Source organism: Pseudomonas synxantha BG33R (genome assembly GCF_000263715.2).
GTDB lineage: Bacteria > Pseudomonadota > Gammaproteobacteria > Pseudomonadales > Pseudomonadaceae > Aquipseudomonas > Aquipseudomonas synxantha_A.
Window position 1 is genome coordinate 16,967 of the sequence record NZ_CM001514.1, and the last position, 18,832, is coordinate 35,798.

Annotated in this window: 17 protein-coding genes; 13 read left to right on the top strand and 4 right to left on the bottom strand. The window is 53.4% G+C overall.

From position 1 onward, the window contains the following. The first annotated feature begins 49 nt into the window (after window positions 1–49). The 7 genes from PSEBG33_RS26735 (at window position 50) to PSEBG33_RS28280 (ending at window position 8,056) form a co-directional block, all read left to right on the top strand. Window positions 50–778, top strand: coding sequence for a hypothetical protein (locus PSEBG33_RS26735; protein WP_005783355.1), 729 nt, complete (start codon window positions 50–52; stop codon window positions 776–778). Further along, window positions 775–2,736, top strand: a complete 1,962-nt coding sequence (locus tag PSEBG33_RS26730) for a Mu transposase C-terminal domain-containing protein (RefSeq protein WP_005783356.1) — start codon at window positions 775–777, stop codon at window positions 2,734–2,736. Before PSEBG33_RS26735 ends, PSEBG33_RS26730 begins: the two co-directional genes overlap by 4 nt. A gap of 1 nt (window position 2,737) precedes the next feature. After that, window positions 2,738–3,679: a TniB family NTP-binding protein gene (locus tag PSEBG33_RS26725; RefSeq protein ID WP_005783357.1), complete on the top strand. Its 942-nt coding sequence runs from the start codon at window positions 2,738–2,740 to the stop codon at window positions 3,677–3,679. Further along, complete coding sequence (locus tag PSEBG33_RS26720; RefSeq protein WP_005783358.1) at window positions 3,676–5,517, top strand: TniQ family protein; 1,842 nt, start codon at window positions 3,676–3,678, stop codon at window positions 5,515–5,517. The genes PSEBG33_RS26725 and PSEBG33_RS26720 overlap by 4 nt, the downstream gene beginning before the upstream one ends. A gap of 232 nt (window positions 5,518–5,749) precedes the next feature. Next, window positions 5,750–6,106, top strand: coding sequence for a hypothetical protein (locus tag PSEBG33_RS26715; RefSeq protein ID WP_005783359.1), 357 nt, complete (start codon window positions 5,750–5,752; stop codon window positions 6,104–6,106). A 202-nt stretch (window positions 6,107–6,308) separates the two neighbouring features. Next, window positions 6,309–6,542 carry a hypothetical protein gene (locus tag PSEBG33_RS26710; RefSeq protein ID WP_005783360.1) on the top strand — a complete coding sequence of 78 codons (234 nt, stop codon included), beginning with the start codon at window positions 6,309–6,311 and terminating at the stop codon, window positions 6,540–6,542. A gap of 386 nt (window positions 6,543–6,928) precedes the next feature. Continuing rightward, complete coding sequence (locus PSEBG33_RS28280) at window positions 6,929–8,056, top strand: hypothetical protein (RefSeq protein ID WP_005783362.1); 1,128 nt, start codon at window positions 6,929–6,931, stop codon at window positions 8,054–8,056. Between the two features lie 139 nt (window positions 8,057–8,195). On the opposite strand, the gene PSEBG33_RS26700 is transcribed toward PSEBG33_RS28280, so the two are convergent. Genes PSEBG33_RS26700 through PSEBG33_RS26690 form a run of 3 tightly spaced genes read right to left on the bottom strand, consistent with a single transcriptional unit; the run spans window position 8,196 to window position 11,580 of the window. Beyond that, window positions 8,196–9,101 carry a ParB/RepB/Spo0J family partition protein gene (locus PSEBG33_RS26700; RefSeq protein WP_005783364.1) on the bottom strand — a complete coding sequence of 302 codons (906 nt, stop codon included), beginning with the start codon at window positions 9,099–9,101 and terminating at the stop codon, window positions 8,196–8,198. A 2-nt stretch (window positions 9,102–9,103) separates the two neighbouring features. After that, window positions 9,104–10,018: a ParB/RepB/Spo0J family partition protein gene (locus PSEBG33_RS26695; RefSeq protein ID WP_005783365.1), complete on the bottom strand. Its 915-nt coding sequence runs from the start codon at window positions 10,016–10,018 to the stop codon at window positions 9,104–9,106. After that, window positions 10,015–11,580, bottom strand: a complete 1,566-nt coding sequence (locus tag PSEBG33_RS26690; protein WP_005783366.1) for a recombinase family protein — start codon at window positions 11,578–11,580, stop codon at window positions 10,015–10,017. Before PSEBG33_RS26690 ends, PSEBG33_RS26695 begins: the two co-directional genes overlap by 4 nt. 101 nt (window positions 11,581–11,681) lie before the next feature. Here PSEBG33_RS26690 and PSEBG33_RS30010 point away from each other — a divergent pair, with 101 nt between their 5' ends. The 5 genes from PSEBG33_RS30010 to PSEBG33_RS26785 all read left to right on the top strand — a co-directional run bounded on the left by PSEBG33_RS30010 (window position 11,682) and on the right by PSEBG33_RS26785 (window position 14,801). Continuing rightward, window positions 11,682–12,041 (top strand): hypothetical protein, encoded by a 360-nt coding sequence (locus PSEBG33_RS30010; RefSeq protein WP_032803195.1) that lies wholly within the window; start codon window positions 11,682–11,684, stop codon window positions 12,039–12,041. 88 nt (window positions 12,042–12,129) lie between these two features. Beyond that, window positions 12,130–12,426, top strand: coding sequence for a hypothetical protein (locus PSEBG33_RS26680; protein WP_032803196.1), 297 nt, complete (start codon window positions 12,130–12,132; stop codon window positions 12,424–12,426). 76 nt (window positions 12,427–12,502) lie between these two features. Next, window positions 12,503–13,627: a hypothetical protein gene (locus PSEBG33_RS26675; protein ID WP_005783369.1), complete on the top strand. Its 1,125-nt coding sequence runs from the start codon at window positions 12,503–12,505 to the stop codon at window positions 13,625–13,627. Then, a complete protein-coding gene (locus PSEBG33_RS26670; protein WP_005783371.1) occupies window positions 13,624–14,184 on the top strand; it encodes a MarR family transcriptional regulator in 561 nt (186 codons plus the stop codon). Before PSEBG33_RS26675 ends, PSEBG33_RS26670 begins: the two co-directional genes overlap by 4 nt. Before the next feature lie 284 nt (window positions 14,185–14,468). Continuing rightward, on the top strand, window positions 14,469–14,801 hold the full coding sequence (locus PSEBG33_RS26785) for a YegP family protein (protein WP_032803198.1): 333 nt from the start codon (window positions 14,469–14,471) through the stop codon (window positions 14,799–14,801). A gap of 523 nt (window positions 14,802–15,324) precedes the next feature. On the opposite strand, the gene PSEBG33_RS26665 is transcribed toward PSEBG33_RS26785, so the two are convergent. Continuing rightward, window positions 15,325–16,047, bottom strand: coding sequence for a response regulator transcription factor (locus PSEBG33_RS26665; RefSeq protein WP_005783372.1), 723 nt, complete (start codon window positions 16,045–16,047; stop codon window positions 15,325–15,327). Window positions 16,048–16,419: 372 nt separating this feature from the next. Here PSEBG33_RS26665 and PSEBG33_RS26660 point away from each other — a divergent pair, with 372 nt between their 5' ends. Further along, complete coding sequence (locus PSEBG33_RS26660) at window positions 16,420–18,699, top strand: CHASE2 domain-containing protein (protein WP_005783373.1); 2,280 nt, start codon at window positions 16,420–16,422, stop codon at window positions 18,697–18,699. Window positions 18,700–18,832 lie beyond the last annotated feature (133 nt).

Consider the following 18,832-nt stretch of genomic DNA (forward strand, 5'->3'; position numbering starts at 1 on the left):
CTTTCTCCTGTGCCGGATAAAACTTCGAGTTGAGCCCAGGAGCCAACGCATGATCCGTGACATTGAAAGTCCCCAAGTAGCCCGAGACGTTGCACGAAGAGTGAAGCGAGGTCGCCGCGCACTTGTCGTTAAATCGATGAAGTGTCCTGGCGGCGATTTGCGAGTTGAAAGCGCACTTGAGCGTGATGTTGCTACGCTTTTGGATCTTGATCCGCGAGTGATAGAACTGACATCGCAGCCTTTCTCAATTGAGATTGAAAGTTGTCTAATTCTTCCCTCTCGTGACCACTATGTCCGTAAACCAGGCATCAAACCTCGGTTTTACACGCCTGATTTTCTTTGCCGCTTGGGTGACGGAAGTAAGCTGGCGATCGATGCAAAGCACTCAAGCTTCATTGCTGGTTTTGAACCTAAGCAGGCAGAAATCGTGTCGGGCCTTTGGCAGCACGGTATCCGTTTTCTATTGATCCCCGAAACCTTGCTGTTCCCTGAGCAAATGCGTATTGCTGCCAGCCTTCATCTGCTTCGGGCCAAGTATCAGCAGCCTTTGCGTGATCAAGCGGATAATGAACTTCGCGTTTTGCTTGAGAAGCAAAGTAGCTGGCTAACCAGTGATCTTTCTTCGCTGCTGACTTCAGGCCAAGTGGGCATTCTCGCAGGCCTCCTCTCAGGCTCACTCAAGGCTGATCTCTCCAGCGCTGTGTTTGCGTCCCATAGCCGGGTAGACAGTGCTCATGGTGATCTCTCACACCTTCAACTGCTGGAGCTTTCCGTATGAACAGAAAGCTTACAGTCGACAGCGTGGTTTTTGAAAGAGATCAGGTTTTTCGGGTGAGTGCTATACGGCCTGCGGTTAGCCAGATTATTCTCCAAGGTGCGAGCGGGGAAGAGTTTTTCCTGAGCCCCGACGAATTCCAGCAAAGGATCGCTGCGGGGCAATACCGTCGAAGCTATGGACCGTATGAGAAGGCCGCCGGAGCAAAACCAGTTCGTCATCTTACACAGACAGAAAGGTCTGCGTTGGATCAACGTCTAGCAATACTTGATTACGTTGAAAAGGAGCGCCGAGAGGGTTATTCCCTGCGCGAGACTATTAATAAGCTTAGGGACTATTGCGCAGACAATAATCTCCCCTTTCCATCCGAAAGAACTGTGCAGCGTTGGCAAAAAACTTCGAGTTTGTCCACCTCCCCAGATCAACTGGCACCAAACTTTCATTGTCGCGGTAATAAACGCGCCATGAATAGTGCCGATGATTTTGACTTCGAAGAAACCATTGTCGATGAAATAATGCTCAGTTATTTCATGTCAGATAAATACAGTCTCAAGGCCGTCACTGAGTCTGTGAACCATCAGTGCCACTTGCGTGCTGCCAGGCGCAACGTAGAGTTTCGCGGTATCTCACGACGAAGTGTGTGTCGACGTATCCGAGCCTTTGAGCATTCGCTTATTGGAAAAGGCAGAGTTTCTAAAGCCACACTTAACCAGGAGATGCGTGTCGCCGTGAAAAAACTATTTGTTGAGCGCCCTTACGAACGCGTCGAAGTTGATGCAACGCCACTTGATATTTTTTGCCGTGATGAAGCAGGAAACTGTATCGGCAAAGCCACGTGCTATGCCGGTATTGATGCCGCTACCGGGGCAATTGTGATGTTGAAGTGCGGCATCGAGAAGCCCTCTCAGGACTTCGTGCTCTCGGCACTGGAATTCTGCTTCAGTCCAAAAGGCGAGGAGTTTACCAAGCGGTATCAGCTCCGACAGCCCTGGCTCGCTCCAGCAGCTATCGAGACTATCGTTTTGGACAACGCGCAAGAGCACCATGGCGGGCTCGTTCTAAACGCGCTTCGGTATTTGAACACCACCATCGATTATCCAATGGCCGGAAAGCCGCAAGCCAAACCCTACATAGAGCGCTTTTTTGGGACAGTCAAAACTCGACTGATCAACATGCTACCGGGTTGCACCAAATCACAGTCGACGTTTGAGAAAAACCGGATTGAGCGGGCTATGTCCGAGCAGTTGCTGACTGTGCAGGAGCTTGAAGCACAAATCATCCGCTGGATTTCGGACGTTTACATGAGGACGCCGATACGGAGGTTGGAGCGGCGATTTGGCGATGGCTGCTCGCCCGCTCGTGCAATGGAACTGTTGAAACAGCAGCACATCATCATTCCTCCACCGGACCCGGAAGAGTTCCGCAATGCCTGTATTCGCTATCACGTGCGAGAAGTGACCTTGAGTCGGGAAGGCGTGTCGCTCGAATCCATGGGCTACAACAGCGATGAACTTGCTCGGCTGTATCAACGTCGTGGCGAGAAGACCAAAGTCAAGGTCCGGCTTAACCCACTTGACTGCCGATCTGTGTTCGTCGAAGACCCTGACGATGTAACGGTGCTGATTCAGGCGTTTGAACGGTTGGGAGGTATGCCTCACATCAGTTTCGATGAAGCCCGCGCGATCCGGCGTAAGAGCTACAAGAGTGATGCTCAACTGTCGAGCACTGACTATCAGATTGCACAGGAAGAGGACCGACTGGAAAATCGAGAAAAAGTGTCGAGTGGGAAAATGCGGGACCGCAATCAAGCCGCTCGATATATGGCTCGTGAGGGCAAGAAACTTGAAAGCCAGCGTCAAGAGAAGCCTGCACCGGTCACGGAGGGGGCTGCTCCAACAAAACTGGAGCCGCTTTCGGCGGCTCCGCGTCGAAGTAAAGCCAAGCTGAAGCCGGAGGAGTGAGATGAATACGTTGGTAAAGCACGAACTCATTGAACACGCCACTTTCAGCTTGGCGCTAGAGCGGCTGGAGTCGGTTGTCATTCGAGGTATGGCTGGCGAATCCCTGATTCTGCCAATCTTCGGTCCTACGAGGGTCGGCAAAAGCGAACTCGTAAAAACGGTAATAGCCGATTATCCCGAGCATGTAGTTAATGGCGTTAGAAAAGTGCCCATCGTACGGGTAGTAACGCCGGTTAACCCAACACGCCGCTCGTTTCCCATTGCGTTGTTGGAAAGCTTGAAATGCCCACGCTATGGTCGCTCCAGTTCGGAAGAGCTGACACGCATGGCCTGCGAGTTGATGAAGGTCGCCGGTACGCGGGTTCTCGTTCTCGACGAAATGCAGCACTTTGTAGAGCGTGGGTCTCGTACTCATGCTCGCGAGGCAGCAGATTGGCTCAAAGTGCTGTGCGAGGAAATGGAGCTAACCCTGGTCATGACCGGCTTGCCCAAAGCGAATGAGGTCCTCATGCGAAACGAACAGCTGCGTGATCGCGCCGAGGCCGTGATCGAGTTTCGTCCCTATAACTGGAACTGTGAGCAGGACCAGCTTGAGTTCCGGCGTACATTGATATCGCTGAGCGAAGCATTTCATGACTCAGGCTGGACGATACCTAATGCCTCGAATATCGACTATGCCCGACGTGTTTACGGTGCAACGCTGGGGCGTGTCGGCATGCTCATCAAACTCTTCAGCGCGGCGGAAAATCTGGCGAAGAATAGGAGTATCGACGAGTTGACCCTGGCCCGAGCTTACAGCCAGGCAGTGAACACGAACTTTCTTGAGTTCAATCCTTTCGAGGGCATGCCACCTGTAGAGAGTCTTCTCGGACAGGGATACGCCAGAATGCTGGTTGAGGCGCAGATGCTCGCTCCAAAAAAATCGAAGGCGATTGCGCAATGACACTGCTTGTAAGCCTTCAGCCCTACTCGGATGAATCACTCAGCGGTTTCTTGCGACGTGTCAGTGAGCGCAACTTCGCCCCCAGTGTCGGCGCATTTTTGAAGTGCATTGGACTCAAGAGCCGTTTGACGTACAGCGAATCGGAACTTGCGCGGCTATCTTCGGAGCTTGGCGTTGGTGTCGCCGAACTGACGCGTCGCCAAGTACAGCAGGAAAGCATTGCAGCTCTGCTACAAGCAAAACATCACGGGCGGAACGTGAAGATCTGTCCGCTCTGTATTGCCCAAGCCCCCTATGAGCGTATCGGTTGGACACACGGGGCCATTACGGCATGTCCGCATCACGAGGTTAGGCTCGTTTCGCACTGTGGTGCGTGTAATCATCCTATCGGTAGGGACAGTTCTCTTGAGATTTGCCGGTGCGGCAGCGCACATGCCCAAGCCCCCGCTATTGCAGCCAGTAGAGGCGAGTTGGCGCTTTCAGCTCTTTTGCTGGATGTTGACCACGTCGCTAGACACTCTCTCCCGTTGGCTTGGCAGCGAGGCCTAGCTCCCGTCGATATTGTTGACCTGCTCAGCCTTCTCGGCAGACATTTTCCTGGAGATGCTGCACTGGCTCCGCAGTCAAAAATACCCAGCGGAAAACCCACTATCGATGTGCTTGGCGCACGGACTCTTTCCGGCATTGAGTTGATGATGGACTGGCCTAACCGATTCGATAATGCATTGGCAATGCGATTGAAAAGCACTGAGGGACCGGGGCTGGCCAAGCGTCTTGGCGTCTGGTATCGGGAGCTGCATCAGCGCTATCTGAATACGGCTTACGACTGCCTTCGTAACGCGCTCGTCCAGCACCTTTCAGAAGGGTTCGATGGGCATCTTAACCTAAGAATTAGCACCCTTGATCCTCAGCACCTTCAGGGCAAGTGCTGGCTGACGTCTGAGGAGGCTGGCCGTCTGATAGGCATGGGCTCAGAACTCGTGCGTACAGCTGTTATTACAGGTGAAATCGAGGGTAAGCATACCGTCCGTGGGCAGAATCGGTTCGTCTCCATTCACCGTAATGTTGTTGAGCAAGTCCGCCGTGATCGACAGCAATACTTTGATGCGACGACTACGCGTAAACAGTTGGGCGTATCTAAAGTCGTGTTTGAGAGATTGATGCAGGCTGGGGCTCTACGTAAGCGGACCAAGAGCGAGCGTCCGCCGTTGGTCGCCGGAGAGTTTTTTGCTGAAGAGGTTCTGGCACTGGTTGCGAGACTCGCCGGTTCGCTCGATGTGCGTGATGTCCCGAGTGAAAGGCTTGTGGGTTTGCATGACATATCCGGTCGTCGTGGGATATCGACCGACAGCATTTGCAATGTGCTGCACAGAATCCTTGCCAGTGAAATTCGTCCCGTTTTAATTGTTACCTCACTTCATGGCTTGGCGGGCTTGCGCTTCGATTTGCAGGACATCACTAATAACGTCATCGACACGGAGCGTGAGCCTATGCTCTTGGTGACTGACATCGTCAGGCTGCGTGGATGGAAACACGAGAACATTTTGCAGTGGATCAAACAGGGCGTCCTAGGGGCCGTTACCCAGATACACGCTGGGCGTCCGCAGCACCGCATCCCGCTGTCTGCTCTTTTGGACTTCATGTCCAATTACGCGGTGTTGGCTGATCTGGCAAGCCGTTCAGGTAGTAAATCCAACCATCTGCTGCTTTCGCTGAAGCCCGCAAAGGTGGCCCCGGTGGGTGTTGCCGGTTGTGGTGTCAAGCGAGGTGTACTCGTCCGTATTGATGACCTGTTGCGCGCTGCGCAATTGAACAAACGTCAGCAGGCATCCAGTTGAATGCTCGCAGCGTGCTGACCTGGCTCGTCATACTGAAAGCAAGTCGCGTTGGATAACGCTGGGATTGATGCCATCAGGCGTCAATCCTGCGCTGGCACCTCTCACGCCTCAAGGCTTAAAGCGGGGCGCTGTGTAACGTGATTATTTTGCGTAACAGTCCAGTGTTACGCAAAATTTCCAGCTAGACAACGCGGCCAATTAGGCACGCGATTCAACGTTAGGAGGTTTCAGGATGATCAAACCGAGTGAGTATGCACAACGACGGTTGGCATGGGCCCTGCGGGCTGATTTTGGTCGACCTATCACCGCGTTCCTCATCAATGCTCATTTCGCGAGTTGCTGCTGTGTGGGCAATACGTATCGACATGTCCGACGCACGCCGGAAGGGGAGTTTGCCGACGGTCATTTGATCCGGACGAGCGATATTCAGCAGGTCACCGATTGGACGGATTTTTGGGCAATCCATACCCGCTCAGGTAGCTGTTACGTCATTGTCACGTTCGACCGCAAGGGCGGACGAGCCTCACTCGCCCAGCTGCTCAAGACAGTGGTCAAGGGCTATCATTTCACACCGAACGGCCTGCATTAAGAGAACCGGCTGCTGGGCTCGTATATCGGCGACGGGCTGAGAATGAAACATGCGATTTTCGCGAGTCTTGGTTAGCTAATAGCTAATGGCTTTTTCGCCACACCCGGAAGGGTTACATAGCCGTCGGATCGTGACGGCCGCGATACAGCTATTTTGCTGAGCGATCAAATCTTAAGCCGTTCCCCCTATCACAGAGATCGCCATGACCGACTTGCCTGAAGATGATGATAAGAGGCTGAAGCGGCAGGCGTTCAATCAATTGATTGCTCTAAAGGCCGAAAATCAAGTGAGAAAGCGAAAGGCGCTGGCAGCCTGGCAGGCTCAATATCATTCCCTTGATGATGAGGCGCGGGCTCGCGTGGATGAGGAGCTACGTAAAAAATGCGATGAAATCGCCGCGCAATTCGGGAAACCTCAGCCTTATCGCAAGCCTTAACAGATCTCCTTTTTTTGGCTATTTTTTAACGCCTGTCTGCGCGCTATAACGACAGAATGCTCATAGCACCGAACGGAGCTGATGAGCGTACGGCGGAGAAGCCGTTGATGAAAGTCCTCGCGTCATAAGCCGTGTTTAAAGAGCAATGTGCAAAATTTGCACGTTGGTAGCGGCCAACGCATGTTTGCCAACACGTTGGTTTACAGCTGTGTGATGTTCACCCTCTGATTTAAACGGGGCGCAGTGAACGCTGGTGCGCAATCCGAGGGCTCGACCCCTGCCCCAAGTACGCGTCTTGAGCGAAACAGTGGATTCGAACCGCAGTGCGCATAATCGAGCTTCGGTTTAATCGGTGGTGGTTTCATCTACACGGGGGGATCTAGTGCATGGGGCAACTGTATGATCGCGCTCAACTGCTGGCGGAAGTTTGGGCCGAGCCCCTGACCGTTGTCGCTCGCCGCTACGGTCTGTCGGATGTGGGCCTTGCCAAACTATGTACCCGCCTAAACATTCCTCGTCCCGCCCAAGGGTATTGGGCCAAGCGGGCGGCGGGTAAATCGGTACCTGTTGCCCCTGTCTTAACGGCTTACACCGGTGCACCCAGTGCTTTGCGACGCCCCACTCGCCCGGCGACTATTGATTCTCCTACGCCTGTCGATCCTCGGTTGGCGGCGGTGATCGAGTTTGAGGCCCGAGAGGAAAACCGCATCCGCGTAGTGATGCCTGTGCAGGCTTGGCACCCCGTGGTGGTTGCGGCCCAGGCTTCGCTGCAACGTCCAAGAATTGATGCGCGAGGGTTGCCGCAAACCACCGCAGGCACCTTGGATCTTTCCGTGTCACCAGCATTGCTGTCGCGCACCTTGAGCGTGGCCAATGCCCTGCTGCAATCCCTGGAAATGCGGGGCTATAGCCTGACACCGGGGCGGCAGCGTATGGAGGTGAAAGTCTTGGGTGTGGCGTTGACTGTCCGTTTTTATGAACCCACGCATCGCCTGAACTATGTGCCCACCGCCACAGAGCGGGCGGAAGCCGCCGCTGGTGAGGCAGGGTATTGGCCGAAGTGGCAGTTTCAGCCCACGGGAAAATTGCAGGTAATTGTCAGCGACGGTTTTGGTGGAAAAGTCAGTGATTCCAGCGCCCGCTCGGTAGAGGATCAGCTCAATCACTTGATTGTGCTGATGGTGACCCGAGCGGTTGAGATTCTTCAGCGCGAAGAGCGGTACGCGATTGAGGCTGCGGAACGCGAGGCGGTCCGGCACTCCCTTGTGCAACGACAGCAAGCACAAGCGCTAGAACGAGAACGTTTGGCCCAACTGGAAGACCAGGCGCTGCGTTGGCAGCGTGCTGTACGCCTTCGGGAATATCTTGCGGCGCTGGAGGAGCACCAGGGTGAGGATATCAATCCAGAGCAGCGGTCGTTGCTGAATTGGGCGCGGGGTATGGCTGATTGGTTGGATCCGCTCACGCCCAGCGGCGCGTCCATTCTGGATGAAGATAGTGCGTTGCCGTCTTGATGAAAGCACACCCTTGTTCGACCTGCCTTTGCAGACGATGGGGGGCCTGTGCCTAGAAGATTGCAGTTCGATTTGGCCCCTCTCAGCGGTTTCACTCAGACCACTTGAGCGTTACTGAAAAAGATCGGTTTTTAAATGGTCATTCCCGTTCGGGCGTTCTGGCGTCGGAACTGACCGCGTCTATGATCGCGCTTAGCTCTTCCAAGAGTTCGCCATGGCAGCGGTTTAAGTAGCTCGATATGTTTTCATTGCGTAGCAGTCGTACGATATAGCCCTTCGCAACCACAAGAATCAGCATCGTTTCCCCCAGCGTTTCTTCAACGACTTTGTAATCGTGGTACAGCTTTTCCATCTCGCGTTCCATCCTTGCGATTTCCTCAACGCTGACCTCGGATGCGAGGTTGGTTTTTTTCTCAATCAACATGTCTGGGCGCGTCGCCGCCAGCACCATCGCTGCATAGGTCTGGGTGAAGCAGTTGGCGGAAACCATCAGTTCTACCGCTTCAATTTGGCGGAAGGGTTTCATTTTTCTAAGCGTACGAAAAACGTCCTGGCTTACCATTTTGACCTTGAGCATTTCCGCTACTTCAGGGGCAATGCCATCAAGCAAGTGCTGGCGCTCATGGATGCGGTCCACGTTGATGCCCAGTACCTTGGCAATCAGGGCTGGGGAAATGCCCTTATGAATAGCGGCGAGGATCATCTTGTGCTCTTGCACAGGCGTTAAGCGGTTGATCTGCCGGTTGTAGGTAAAGCCTTCGTCATCGGTTGATAGCAGGCACAGGGCCTCGCTGGCGCCCAGTGCTTTTAACGCGTACAAGCGAAGATGGCCATCCAGCAACATGAAGGTTGAAGTACCCTCCACGTTATTATGTTGTCGATGCACCGCGAGCGGCTCAATGACGCCCAGCTCCCGAATGGACGTCATGATGGTTAAGTATTTTTTGCTTTGCTCGATCTCCTTATCCAGAGTTCGGGTCGGTAAAATCTGGTCGAGGTGGACAGGGATAATCTGTCTCTCAAAGCCTTGTTTCACCTTGGCCATGATCAGCCCTCACCTTGAATACGATCAGCCAACGACTTAGGCATGTCCGGAATTTTTTCGCTGCGCAGCAGCGTGCAGAAATAATCGTCGGCCAGCAGTCGCCGCATGGCAGTTACCATGATTAGTAGGCGTTGCTCATTGATGTCGGATTTTTTAATCATGACTCTCTGGCGCCTGACCTCGGTTTGGTAGGTCCTCAGGAGTTTTTGCGGCGTCGTCGTTTGGTCGGCGGTTGATCGCCGTTGGCCATAATTTTTCCCCAAGGCCCTTCGTCTGTCGATTAATCGTCTGACCTTGATCAGCTGTTCGCCTTTCAATACACCTGTCTCATAGGCTTTCACCATCGCCACTTGCACCTCGGTATCACTAGATCTGGCGACTTCGGTGGCGATACTGAGTGGTAGCCAGCCTTTCTCCACGGCGGCGATCAGCCGTTCCTCTCCTTGGCGCAAGAGCACAAGAATGGCGTTGATATAAGTCGGATCCAAGCTGGTTTTGACGCTGATTTGTTTGGTGGTGTATCCGCGCTCTGAAAGGATTTGGATGGAGTAAAGTAAGTCCTTGTTGGTGTGTTTACGGCGTGCAAGGTTTTCTACAAGACTGATGAGAAATCGGTCTGCCTCACTGGCACTGACGACGACACAGGGGATTTCTCTTTCGCCGAGCGCACAAAAAGCTTCGTATCGCCCTTGCCCGCATACCAATTCGAACAAACCTTTAGGCTCTTGGGCGTTGGAGGGTGTGACGGTAATCGGGCGCTTCAAGCCCAAGCTCGAAATATTTTCGACCAGCTTGGCAAACACCTGCTTATTGCGCGCACGAGGGTTGAGGACTCGAATACGATCCAGACTGATCATTTGGATGATTGCAGCCTCCCCGACATGATGTGGGCTTCGAGGGTGTTGTGGCATGTTCATGCGGCTTTTCCCACAACAGTGCGACGAGACAGCTGCGCAAGTGCTTCGAGGCTGTCGTAGCGATAGATTTCCAGGTTGGAGGCGTTGGACTCATTCAGACGGATGTTGGGCTGTTGAATATCGATTGTCGGCAGTATGTAGTAATCGCGGGCTAACTCTTCTCCCGGTTCCATACGGACGGCTACGGTGATATCTGGCGAGAGACCAAGGTCGAAGCGAATTTTCCAACGACTTGCCCCAGAGCTACCACGCTGACAGCGGCACAGTACAAGAGAAATCAGCAGCTCTTCGTTGACTTGGAGTAGGTCGCTTACGGGATCGATGGCGACTCTTCCTCCTACTTGCTGAATGTGCTCCACCGTCCGAGCCAGAATTAGTGGGTGCATCAGTCGAAGTTGATGATTGGCGGCAACGTAGTCGTAATCCCGAGAGGGGGTGTAGCCAATCAGCGAGTAAGTCCGTAGAAGGCTGCCAAATCGATATTGATACGCCGTGCTGGAGGGGCAATCGTCAGACTCATTGATAATCAGACCCGACAGATAGCCAGATTTTTCATAGAGCTGTTTGAGTCTCTCCAGCATCTCGGCATCGGGCATACGATAGCTGCGTGACTGGATGATCTCCCTGGCAGCGGCGAACAATACTGGATCCACTAGGGCTGGAAATGCACCATCTGCTCGAACCCATTGGTCCGGAGGGTTTCGTACGTGCTCATCCTTGAGTTTGAAAGATGAGCGATTCCAGACATTATTTCCTATGTACTTCTCATTCGTGAGCACTTGGTGGACTGCACCCTTGGTCCATGGCCTGGCCAGGTCGCTTTGGAGTCCGCGATTATTTAGCTGCTCGGCAATCTCCCTTTCGGTATAGCCCGCCTCAACAAATTGCTTATAGATCCACTGAACCGTCGCGACCTCCTCCGATGGCCCTGGGATCAGTTTGACACGATCTGTCTGGATGCTTTTGTGTTGACCTAAAACCAGTTCAGCTTTGGGGGCTCCGGCTGCATCCACGAGTTGCCTTCTTAGCCCATAGCCTGCCATCCCCCCTTGTCTGAAGCCCATTTGAATCAGACGTGCCTGCCCTGCAAAAACTTTCACTGATAATTCGCGGCTGTACTCACCGGCCATCATTCGCTTTAGATTCTTGACGACGTTCGAGAGAGGGGATCCGTCATTAGCAAATTGCTCTGCGCAATAGTGAACCGAGACACCGGCCTGTCGGCACCTTACTTCGAAGCTGGCAGCCAAATCCGGATCTTGAAATCTGCCCCAGCGGCTGACGTCGTAGACGAGAATGGTGGAGAAGCTGACTTGGCCGCTTTCAACGTCGGTGAACAATTGAATCAAAGCATCACGCCCTTCTAGGCGAAGACCACTTTTACCGGCGTCGGTGTAAATTTTGACGATTTCGAGGGAGTGCGCTGCCGCATAGAGCTTGATTGTGTCGAGCTGATTTTCAGTTGAATACTGCTGATGTTCTGTGGACATCCGGACGTAAGCCGCTGCCGAGCCTGCGTCGTGGCGTGAGCTTTCTGAGTGAGCACTTTTATGACTGCGCATACGCAATAGCCCCTGCGTGCATCCACACTAGACGTGCGCCGTCGGGGCGCTACTCAAGCAAGCGGTGTGTCTTTCAACCATAGATGATTAACGGAGGAAAAATGCTTCCTAAAAAGGGCAAAACTTTTCCGACTAGGCAAGATTACGCATCGGGATTGGCGGTGGCTTTGCAAGGTGAGCTGGGCTCGACGCACCAAGCAGTTAAGACACTAATGAAGTGGACAAATGCGAACGAGAGGACTGCCAAAAACTGGCTGAGAGGGACTTGCGGCCCGCGAGGTGAGCATTTGGCTCGTCTTATTCAGCACTCCGATGCCGTCTTGGCAAGCTTTCTGGAAATGTCTCAACGTAACAGCGTTGTAATGTTCGCGACGCTTCCATCGCTGAGGTTGGATTTGATACGGGCGGTGGATGCAATTGATTGTTGCTTGTCTATGTCAGGCGGAGCTGAGCTTAAGTAGTACTGTTTTGTACTCAAGAAGAGCTATGCGGATACGAGCCAAAAAGGCATGCTGGCTTTCTTGCATCAGTTCGCGAAGGATTGCTCCGATGGCGGGTTCAACATTTCAAACCAACCCTATCGACCTGTTCAAGCTCCTGGGCGACACCTCAACACCTGGTGTGGGTTCGAAAAACTTAAATAATTACCTCAAATCTCATTTTATCGATCCTGAGATACTCAGGGGGGACGCTTTTGAGGAGTTTATGGAGGATAGGCAGCGACAGCTGCTGGCGCTGATTGAGCAAGCTACCTGCAAAACTGCTTACAAAGGAGATGTGCAGGAGGAAGGCGAAGATGTAGAAAGCGATGCTGATACCACCGAAGCAGGACTGACGCTGAGATGACACTTCGGATATCCATGATGGCTCAGAGAGCCGCCGCTTTGACGAGCGAGAAAGGCTTGTATGGCAAGGACACCATGTGGTTGAGCAAATATCGATGATTACGGATATTGAAAGAATTCTGAGAGAAAGCCCAGCTGAGCCGGTTAAGAATATCGCTCGACTACTCAAGTCCCATAAGACTGTGGTCAACCCTATCCTCTACGGAAATCCTCATATTTTTTCTGTGGACACAGATCGGTTCTGGTCACTAGTGAGTCCGGAAAAAATCAGAGTTCGGCTCATGGAGGAAGCATGGGTTGATTGCAAGTCCTTTGAGCAAGCCCTGGCTACGGCTGGGTCACCCCTGGATTTCAAATGCACTGAGGTAGAGTTTGTTTTGCCCGTCGGTTGCAAGCTCATGATTGACGCGGCAGCCCGAGTTCTCGCCCTGTGTAACCAGTTGACGTTCCTTGGTAAGTCAGTTGCTATCGATCTTACTGATTGCTCAAAGACGCGGACCTACCTGAATCGTCTGGGCTTCTTTGATCATCTCAATTCGGAAGTCCGGGTCCTCCCGAGACGACCAAGCCGGTCAGCTGCCGAGGCCTATCGAGGCAACAATGACGGAGTTATAGAGCTGGCCGTAATTCATCATCAAGTGCCTGATGAAAGTATTCCTAAGCGATTCAAAAAAAGCCTAGTGACATTCGCGGGTGAGCGTTATGAGGCCTCGTTCACTTTTATCTCGGAGCTTTTTGGAAATGTACGGGATCATGCGCAGTCGCAGATCCCTGGTTTTGCTGCCCTCCAATACTATCCGAGGAGCAAAAAGGTCCAGACTGTTATATCTGATAGCGGCGTCGGTATCGTCGGCAGTCTCATGCCGGTGCTCGCGACGCGGCATCCTGAGGTTTTTCAAAGCTTGGATCTCTCCGCACCTGATCTAGGGCCGCAACTGCTGTTGCAGATTTTCAAGCGAGGTCGAATCTCTCGTTCAGAGGATGACGCGCGCGGCCTGGGTCTAAAAGTCAGCGGTGAGGTGGCGGCTAAATTTGACGCTACGGTCACGATACGTCAGCAGAACTTTGAGCTTATATTGGTCTACGAGAAGACCCGGCTGATCACTGACCACCGATTGAATTTGCCGTCCATCCTGGGAACACACATCTGTGTAGAGTTTCTGATTGACAGTGAAGAGACTCTGGTTAAACTGAGAAAATGAATCAGAAAACCCCCATTATCAAGCTTTTAGACCTAACTGGCGACGATCATCCCTTCGGCAATGTGCAGGGGAAGGCGACCTTTAGAATGCTGTTGGACGTCGTCGAGGCCAATCCTCACGCGTTAATCTTTGGCATCTCTTTGGATGGGATTGAGGCTACGGATGCATCCTTCCCGCGTGAAAGTGTCGTAGCAGTCGCCAAGCTTTTCAAAGGCGAGCGCGGTTTTTTCCTTAAGGATGTCAAAAGTCGAGACTTGCTCGATAACTGGCGCTACGCGGCTCAGGCGAAAGAGCAGCCGCTCACTGTCTGGACGAATCGCAGCTTTGAGGTCATTGGGCCCGAGTTGAGTCCATCCGCCGCCGACCTATTGGGCTGCGTCCTGTCCAACGGCTCTATCACGACCGCTAGAGCCGCAGATCTTCTGAAAATATCTGTTCCTAATGCCAGCACCAAGCTGAAAAAGCTTTTAGATAGCGGGTATATTTTGAGGGCAGAGGAAGCAGCAGAGTCTGGCGGAATCGAGTTCATGTACTACGCCATAGCGGAATCTGCTTAAACAGGTTTACACATTCAGAATTTGAGAGTAGTCTTCTTCACGGAGCCAAGGGTTTTGACCCCTGGTTAAACAGTGTAAATTAATCAGAAAGGTAATAATTATGGCTACGAATCCTCCTTCGGGTGATGGGCATCGCAATGGTGCTGTCCGGGATCGCTCTCAAACTCAAACCCCATCGGGTCATTGGGTTAAACGGGATACTGAGACCGGCCAGTTTATGGACGTGAAAACTTCGGACAAAACGCCGTTCAAAGGCGTCCGCAAAGAGAAATAAGGAGTAAAAAATGAGCGCGAAATTCGAGATTTTTCTGGGTACAAACCGACAGTATTATTTCCGGCTTAAGGCTCCAAATGGTGAAAAAATCCTAGCAAGCGAGGCTTATACTACTAAGGCAAATTGCCAAAACGGCATCCAATCCGTCAAAGCACATGCGCCTTACGACAGCTATTACAAGAAGCTTCTGTCTACGAATGCTCAGTATTATTTCACGTTGAATGCCAGTAACGGCCAGGTGATCGGTACGAGTGAAACCTATACTAGCTCCCAAGCCCGTGACGGTGGGATTGCTGCGGTCAAGGCGTACGCCCCAACTGCTCCAACTGTAGATTTGACCTAATCTACACTGCTACTTTTTCGAGCCCCTCTTTACAGGGGCTTTTTTGTCTCCGTGAAGAAAGGTGATTTGCACAACACTGTTCAGCTTTTCTTCAATCCCCCTATTCGTCAGCAATTTTTAGAGACCTGCTATCCCACAGATTCACTCTATCTTTCCGACTTCGCTGATAGGCAGTGTGGGTACGGTGGTTGCGGAGATGCGCCAGCCCGAAAAGATCAGAGCCAAGATCATAGTGTGCCTTTCAGACCGGTGGACATTCACGGTTGATAGACGACTCTCAGGAAAACGACATTTATTCCTGGCTAAGGCTTAGCAAACGACAGCAAATACGGCACATACATGACATTTCTCCTGCCCAGTATGTAGCAATGTCCCCTTAATCCAGGCGGCTCTAGGCGACACTTAATCCGCCCATCGACATCAGGTAAACCTGCTTGAACAAAAAGGCCAGCGCTTAGCGTTGGCCTTTTTTATTGGGTGATGGTTAAGCGTTTTAAAATGCTCCACGTGGAACATCAAGATTTCAACTTTGCGCCGTAGTAGCCACACTCTCCAAACGATACCCATATCCATAGATCGTCAACAGCTGCCAGCCGCGATCCGCCGTCAGCCCGAGCTTGTTACGCAGACGGTAGATATGAGTATCCAAAGGCCGTGACGAGACCATTTCCTCATGGCTCCAAAACCGCTCATACAGGTACTCGCGAGACAGCGGCCGGGCCAGGTTGGCAAATAGGCAACTGGCCAGGCGGTATTCCCGTTCTGTCAGGTTAATGGGTTTGCCGGCGCGGGTGACGGTCAGTTCGGCATCGTCGAACGTTAGGTCATTAAAGCTCTGCACTTCCTGGGTAGCCGACTTCTGCAGGCCGTGACGTCGCAGGACGGCGCTGACGCGTGCTTTGAGCTCGTTGGGGCGAAAGGGTTTGCTGACGTAATCATCTGCGCCGCTGTTCAGTGCGGTGACGATATCGCTTTCGGCATCGCGACTGGTGAGCATGATTACCGCGGGGGGCGATTCCATGTGTTCGCGGGTCCAGCGCAACAAGGCAATGCCCGAGATATCCGGCAGTTGCCAATCCAGGATCAGCAGGTCAAAGGTTTCCCGCCGCAGTTGGCGCAGCAGGTCTTCGCCGCGCTCAAAGAAATGCAGCGACCATGGCTGTTCTGCAGTGCTGGGAATCTGTCGCAGTGTCTGTTCCACCCGTCGCAACTCGGCGGGCTCGTCATCCAGTATTGCGACTCGCATGGGGGTCCTTCCTACAAAAAATACGACTGCTTTAATGAGAGGCGACTGTGCAAAGCCAGCCTCTGAATCTGAACAATTATGGGCGGATTCTACGATCCTTGTATCTCTCGATACGCTGATAAGATCCCGTGATGCTCAAAGCAAAGATACCGGCTCCTGTCTGTGAGGAAAAGGACTCGCTCATACCCCTGCCCTGCAACAAGGTGAGGTATGGTTTGTTGCACGGTTCTGGGTAAAGTCCTCAACTGAGACCGAAATAAGCTTCACTTGTTTCAGAACACTGTTGAACGTCACCACATGGAGAGGGAGTGGGCCTATGACACCTTTACCCGATGACCATCAATGCCTTCGCATACTTTCGGCGGTAGCCCTGTGAAACTATGGCGTAAAGCCGAGAAACGCCAACCCACCCAGGCACAGCTGTTGTTCCACGGGTTGGTCCGTGAATGGTTGTTGATCGGGCTGGTGTTACTTCCCTTTACCGTTTACCTGTCCTTGAGCCCGGGCCTGGCACTGAATAACCCTCTCTACGACAGCCTGCGCCGACTGACACCTTTACCGGTGGATCCACGGATTCTGCTGGTCACCATTGATGCGCCCAGCCTGGAAGTACTCGGCCCATGGCCGTGGCCGCGCAGCGTGCATGCAGATCTGATTGAACGCCTTAGCGCCGCCCAGCCGGCAGGCATTCTGTTTGACGTAGTCTTCAGCGAACCTAGCAAGGGGGCCGATGGACGACGGTTGGCTGATGCGGTCTGCAATGCTGGCAATGTACTGCTGCCCATCGTCGGTGATAGCAGTGTAAGTCCCAGCCTGCCAGGAGAGCCGCTGTCACCGTTGCTCAAGTGCGCCAAGGGCGTGGGGCATATCAACGTCGAAGCGGATAGCGACGGCATCGTACGCAGCGTGTATCTGCGTGAAGGCCCACCGGGAAGCACGCTCCCTCAATTGGCATGGCTGGCGTTCGCGCTGAGTGAGCAAGCACCGGTAATGCCGGGCCTTGCCCAGGAGCCCAGCAGCCAGCAGTGGCATCAGGAGCATGAAATCCGCGTGCCTTTCACCTCGGAAGATGACCACTTTCCCAGCGTGTCCTACCTCAGCGTATTACGCGGCGAGGTACCTCCCGAGACACTGCGCGGCCGGCTGATTCTGATAGGTGCCACGGCGTATGGAATGGCCGATCGTTTTGTGACACCGCTCTCCTCCACCGTCGGCACGACCGCAGGAGTGGAGATCCAGGCCGATATCCTCAATGGTCTGTTGCAGGGACGCAGCATTGTCGACCTGCCCGGATGGCTTGCTGCCCTGTTGGCGACATCCTTGGTGACCTTGCTGCTGGGCCTTCTGCTGTATCGCCCTCGCTACGCCCTGTGGATGACCCTGGGTGGCATGACCGCGGCGCTCGTGGGCTCATGGGCATTGCTGCGCCTTGGGCATTGGTGGTCTCCCGCCGCATGTTTGATCGGGCTGTTACTCAGCTATCTCATCTGGAACTGGCGGCGCCTGAGCGTCATCCTGGCCTACTTTGGTTGGGAACTGGCGCGGCTGGATAACGAGCCCAAGGTGCTGCCGGAGCGTCGTCGTGCGCCCGCCAGCAAGGGTGATGTGTTGCAGGGGCGGATCTTTGCCCTTGAGCAGGCAGTCAGTCGTACGCGTGATACGCGGCGCTTTATGGCTGACGGGTTGGAATGCCTGCCGGTGGCTACGCTGATAACCGACCCACAGGGCAATATTCTGTTGGCCAACCGTGTAGCCCGTGATGTGTTCGGTAACGACCTGGTCAATTCAAACCTCATCGAACAACTCGCCGATTTGGGTTATCCCCCGCTGCATAACGGCGTACGCCCTGCCCTGTCAGCACTGGAATTGGTCGAGTTCCGCGATATCCACCAACGCAGTCTGCGGATGGAGCTTGCGCCGTTGCTTCCGGCCGAAGGTGACTTCGCCCTCGGATGGCTGTTGAGCCTGACGGACCTGAGCAAGGAGCGAGAAGCCCAGCAGCATCGCGAGACCATGCTGCGCTTCCTCTCCCACGACCTACGCGCACCCCATTCGGCGATCCTCGCCCTGCTGGATGTGCATAACGGCGAATCGCCAGTCTTTGCCCAGGTCGAGCAACAGGTCAGACGGGCCTTGAGCCTTACCGAATCCTTTGTGCAATTGGCCAAGGCCGAGGCTGACGGTTACCAGTTCCAGCCTACCTTGTTCGCCATGCTGGTGATGGACGCCTTTGATCAAGTGGCGGTGATTGCGCAACTCAAGGGCATCCACCTGGTCCACGACCTGGATGAAGCGGATGAAGCCATGATCCATGCCGATCAATCACTGCTCACCCGTGCGTTGTTCAACGTGCTGGAGAATGCGATCAAATACTCCCCATCCGGCACTACCGTCAGGTTAAGACACGGCAGTGCACAGGGGTGGTTGGAATGCCGCATCAGCGATCAGGGGCCGGGGATTGCCCCCGATGATTTACCGGAACTGTTCAGCCAATACCGGCGTTTCGATTCGGCCCAGGGCAGTGACGGTCTTGGACTGGGGCTGACGATGGTTAAGGCTGTGGTGGAACGGCACGGCGGACGCATCGTTTGTGAAAGTGAGCTGGGCAAGGGCTCGACATTCATCCTGTTATTGCCGCAGTTGGAAGACTAAAAAACCGACTTTTCTGCTGTGCATAAAAAACCGGTCACAAGGACCGGTTTTTTTATGAAGAAAAAACTTATGCACGTTTTTCGAGATTTTATGACCTTCAGAAATATGCAGCTAAATCAGCATGTTATGAATC

Coding starts and splice junctions, on each gene's coding strand:
- PSEBG33_RS28280 (WP_005783362.1), top strand. CDS start 6,929: ATGGGGCAACTGTATGATCGCGCTCAACTGCTGGCGGAAGTTTGGGCC.
- PSEBG33_RS26785 (WP_032803198.1), top strand. CDS start 14,469: ATGAGCGCGAAATTCGAGATTTTTCTGGGTACAAACCGACAGTATTAT.
- PSEBG33_RS26700 (WP_005783364.1), bottom strand. CDS start 9,101: ATGGCCAAGGTGAAACAAGGCTTTGAGAGACAGATTATCCCTGTCCAC.
- PSEBG33_RS30010 (WP_032803195.1), top strand. CDS start 11,682: ATGCTTCCTAAAAAGGGCAAAACTTTTCCGACTAGGCAAGATTACGCA.
- PSEBG33_RS26710 (WP_005783360.1), top strand. CDS start 6,309: ATGACCGACTTGCCTGAAGATGATGATAAGAGGCTGAAGCGGCAGGCG.
- PSEBG33_RS26690 (WP_005783366.1), bottom strand. CDS start 11,580: ATGCGCAGTCATAAAAGTGCTCACTCAGAAAGCTCACGCCACGACGCA.
- PSEBG33_RS26695 (WP_005783365.1), bottom strand. CDS start 10,018: ATGAACATGCCACAACACCCTCGAAGCCCACATCATGTCGGGGAGGCT.
- PSEBG33_RS26680 (WP_032803196.1), top strand. CDS start 12,130: ATGGCGGGTTCAACATTTCAAACCAACCCTATCGACCTGTTCAAGCTC.
- PSEBG33_RS26715 (WP_005783359.1), top strand. CDS start 5,750: ATGATCAAACCGAGTGAGTATGCACAACGACGGTTGGCATGGGCCCTG.
- PSEBG33_RS26735 (WP_005783355.1), top strand. CDS start 50: ATGATCCGTGACATTGAAAGTCCCCAAGTAGCCCGAGACGTTGCACGA.
- PSEBG33_RS26720 (WP_005783358.1), top strand. CDS start 3,676: ATGACACTGCTTGTAAGCCTTCAGCCCTACTCGGATGAATCACTCAGC.
- PSEBG33_RS26730 (WP_005783356.1), top strand. CDS start 775: ATGAACAGAAAGCTTACAGTCGACAGCGTGGTTTTTGAAAGAGATCAG.
- PSEBG33_RS26670 (WP_005783371.1), top strand. CDS start 13,624: ATGAATCAGAAAACCCCCATTATCAAGCTTTTAGACCTAACTGGCGAC.
- PSEBG33_RS26665 (WP_005783372.1), bottom strand. CDS start 16,047: ATGCGAGTCGCAATACTGGATGACGAGCCCGCCGAGTTGCGACGGGTG.
- PSEBG33_RS26725 (WP_005783357.1), top strand. CDS start 2,738: ATGAATACGTTGGTAAAGCACGAACTCATTGAACACGCCACTTTCAGC.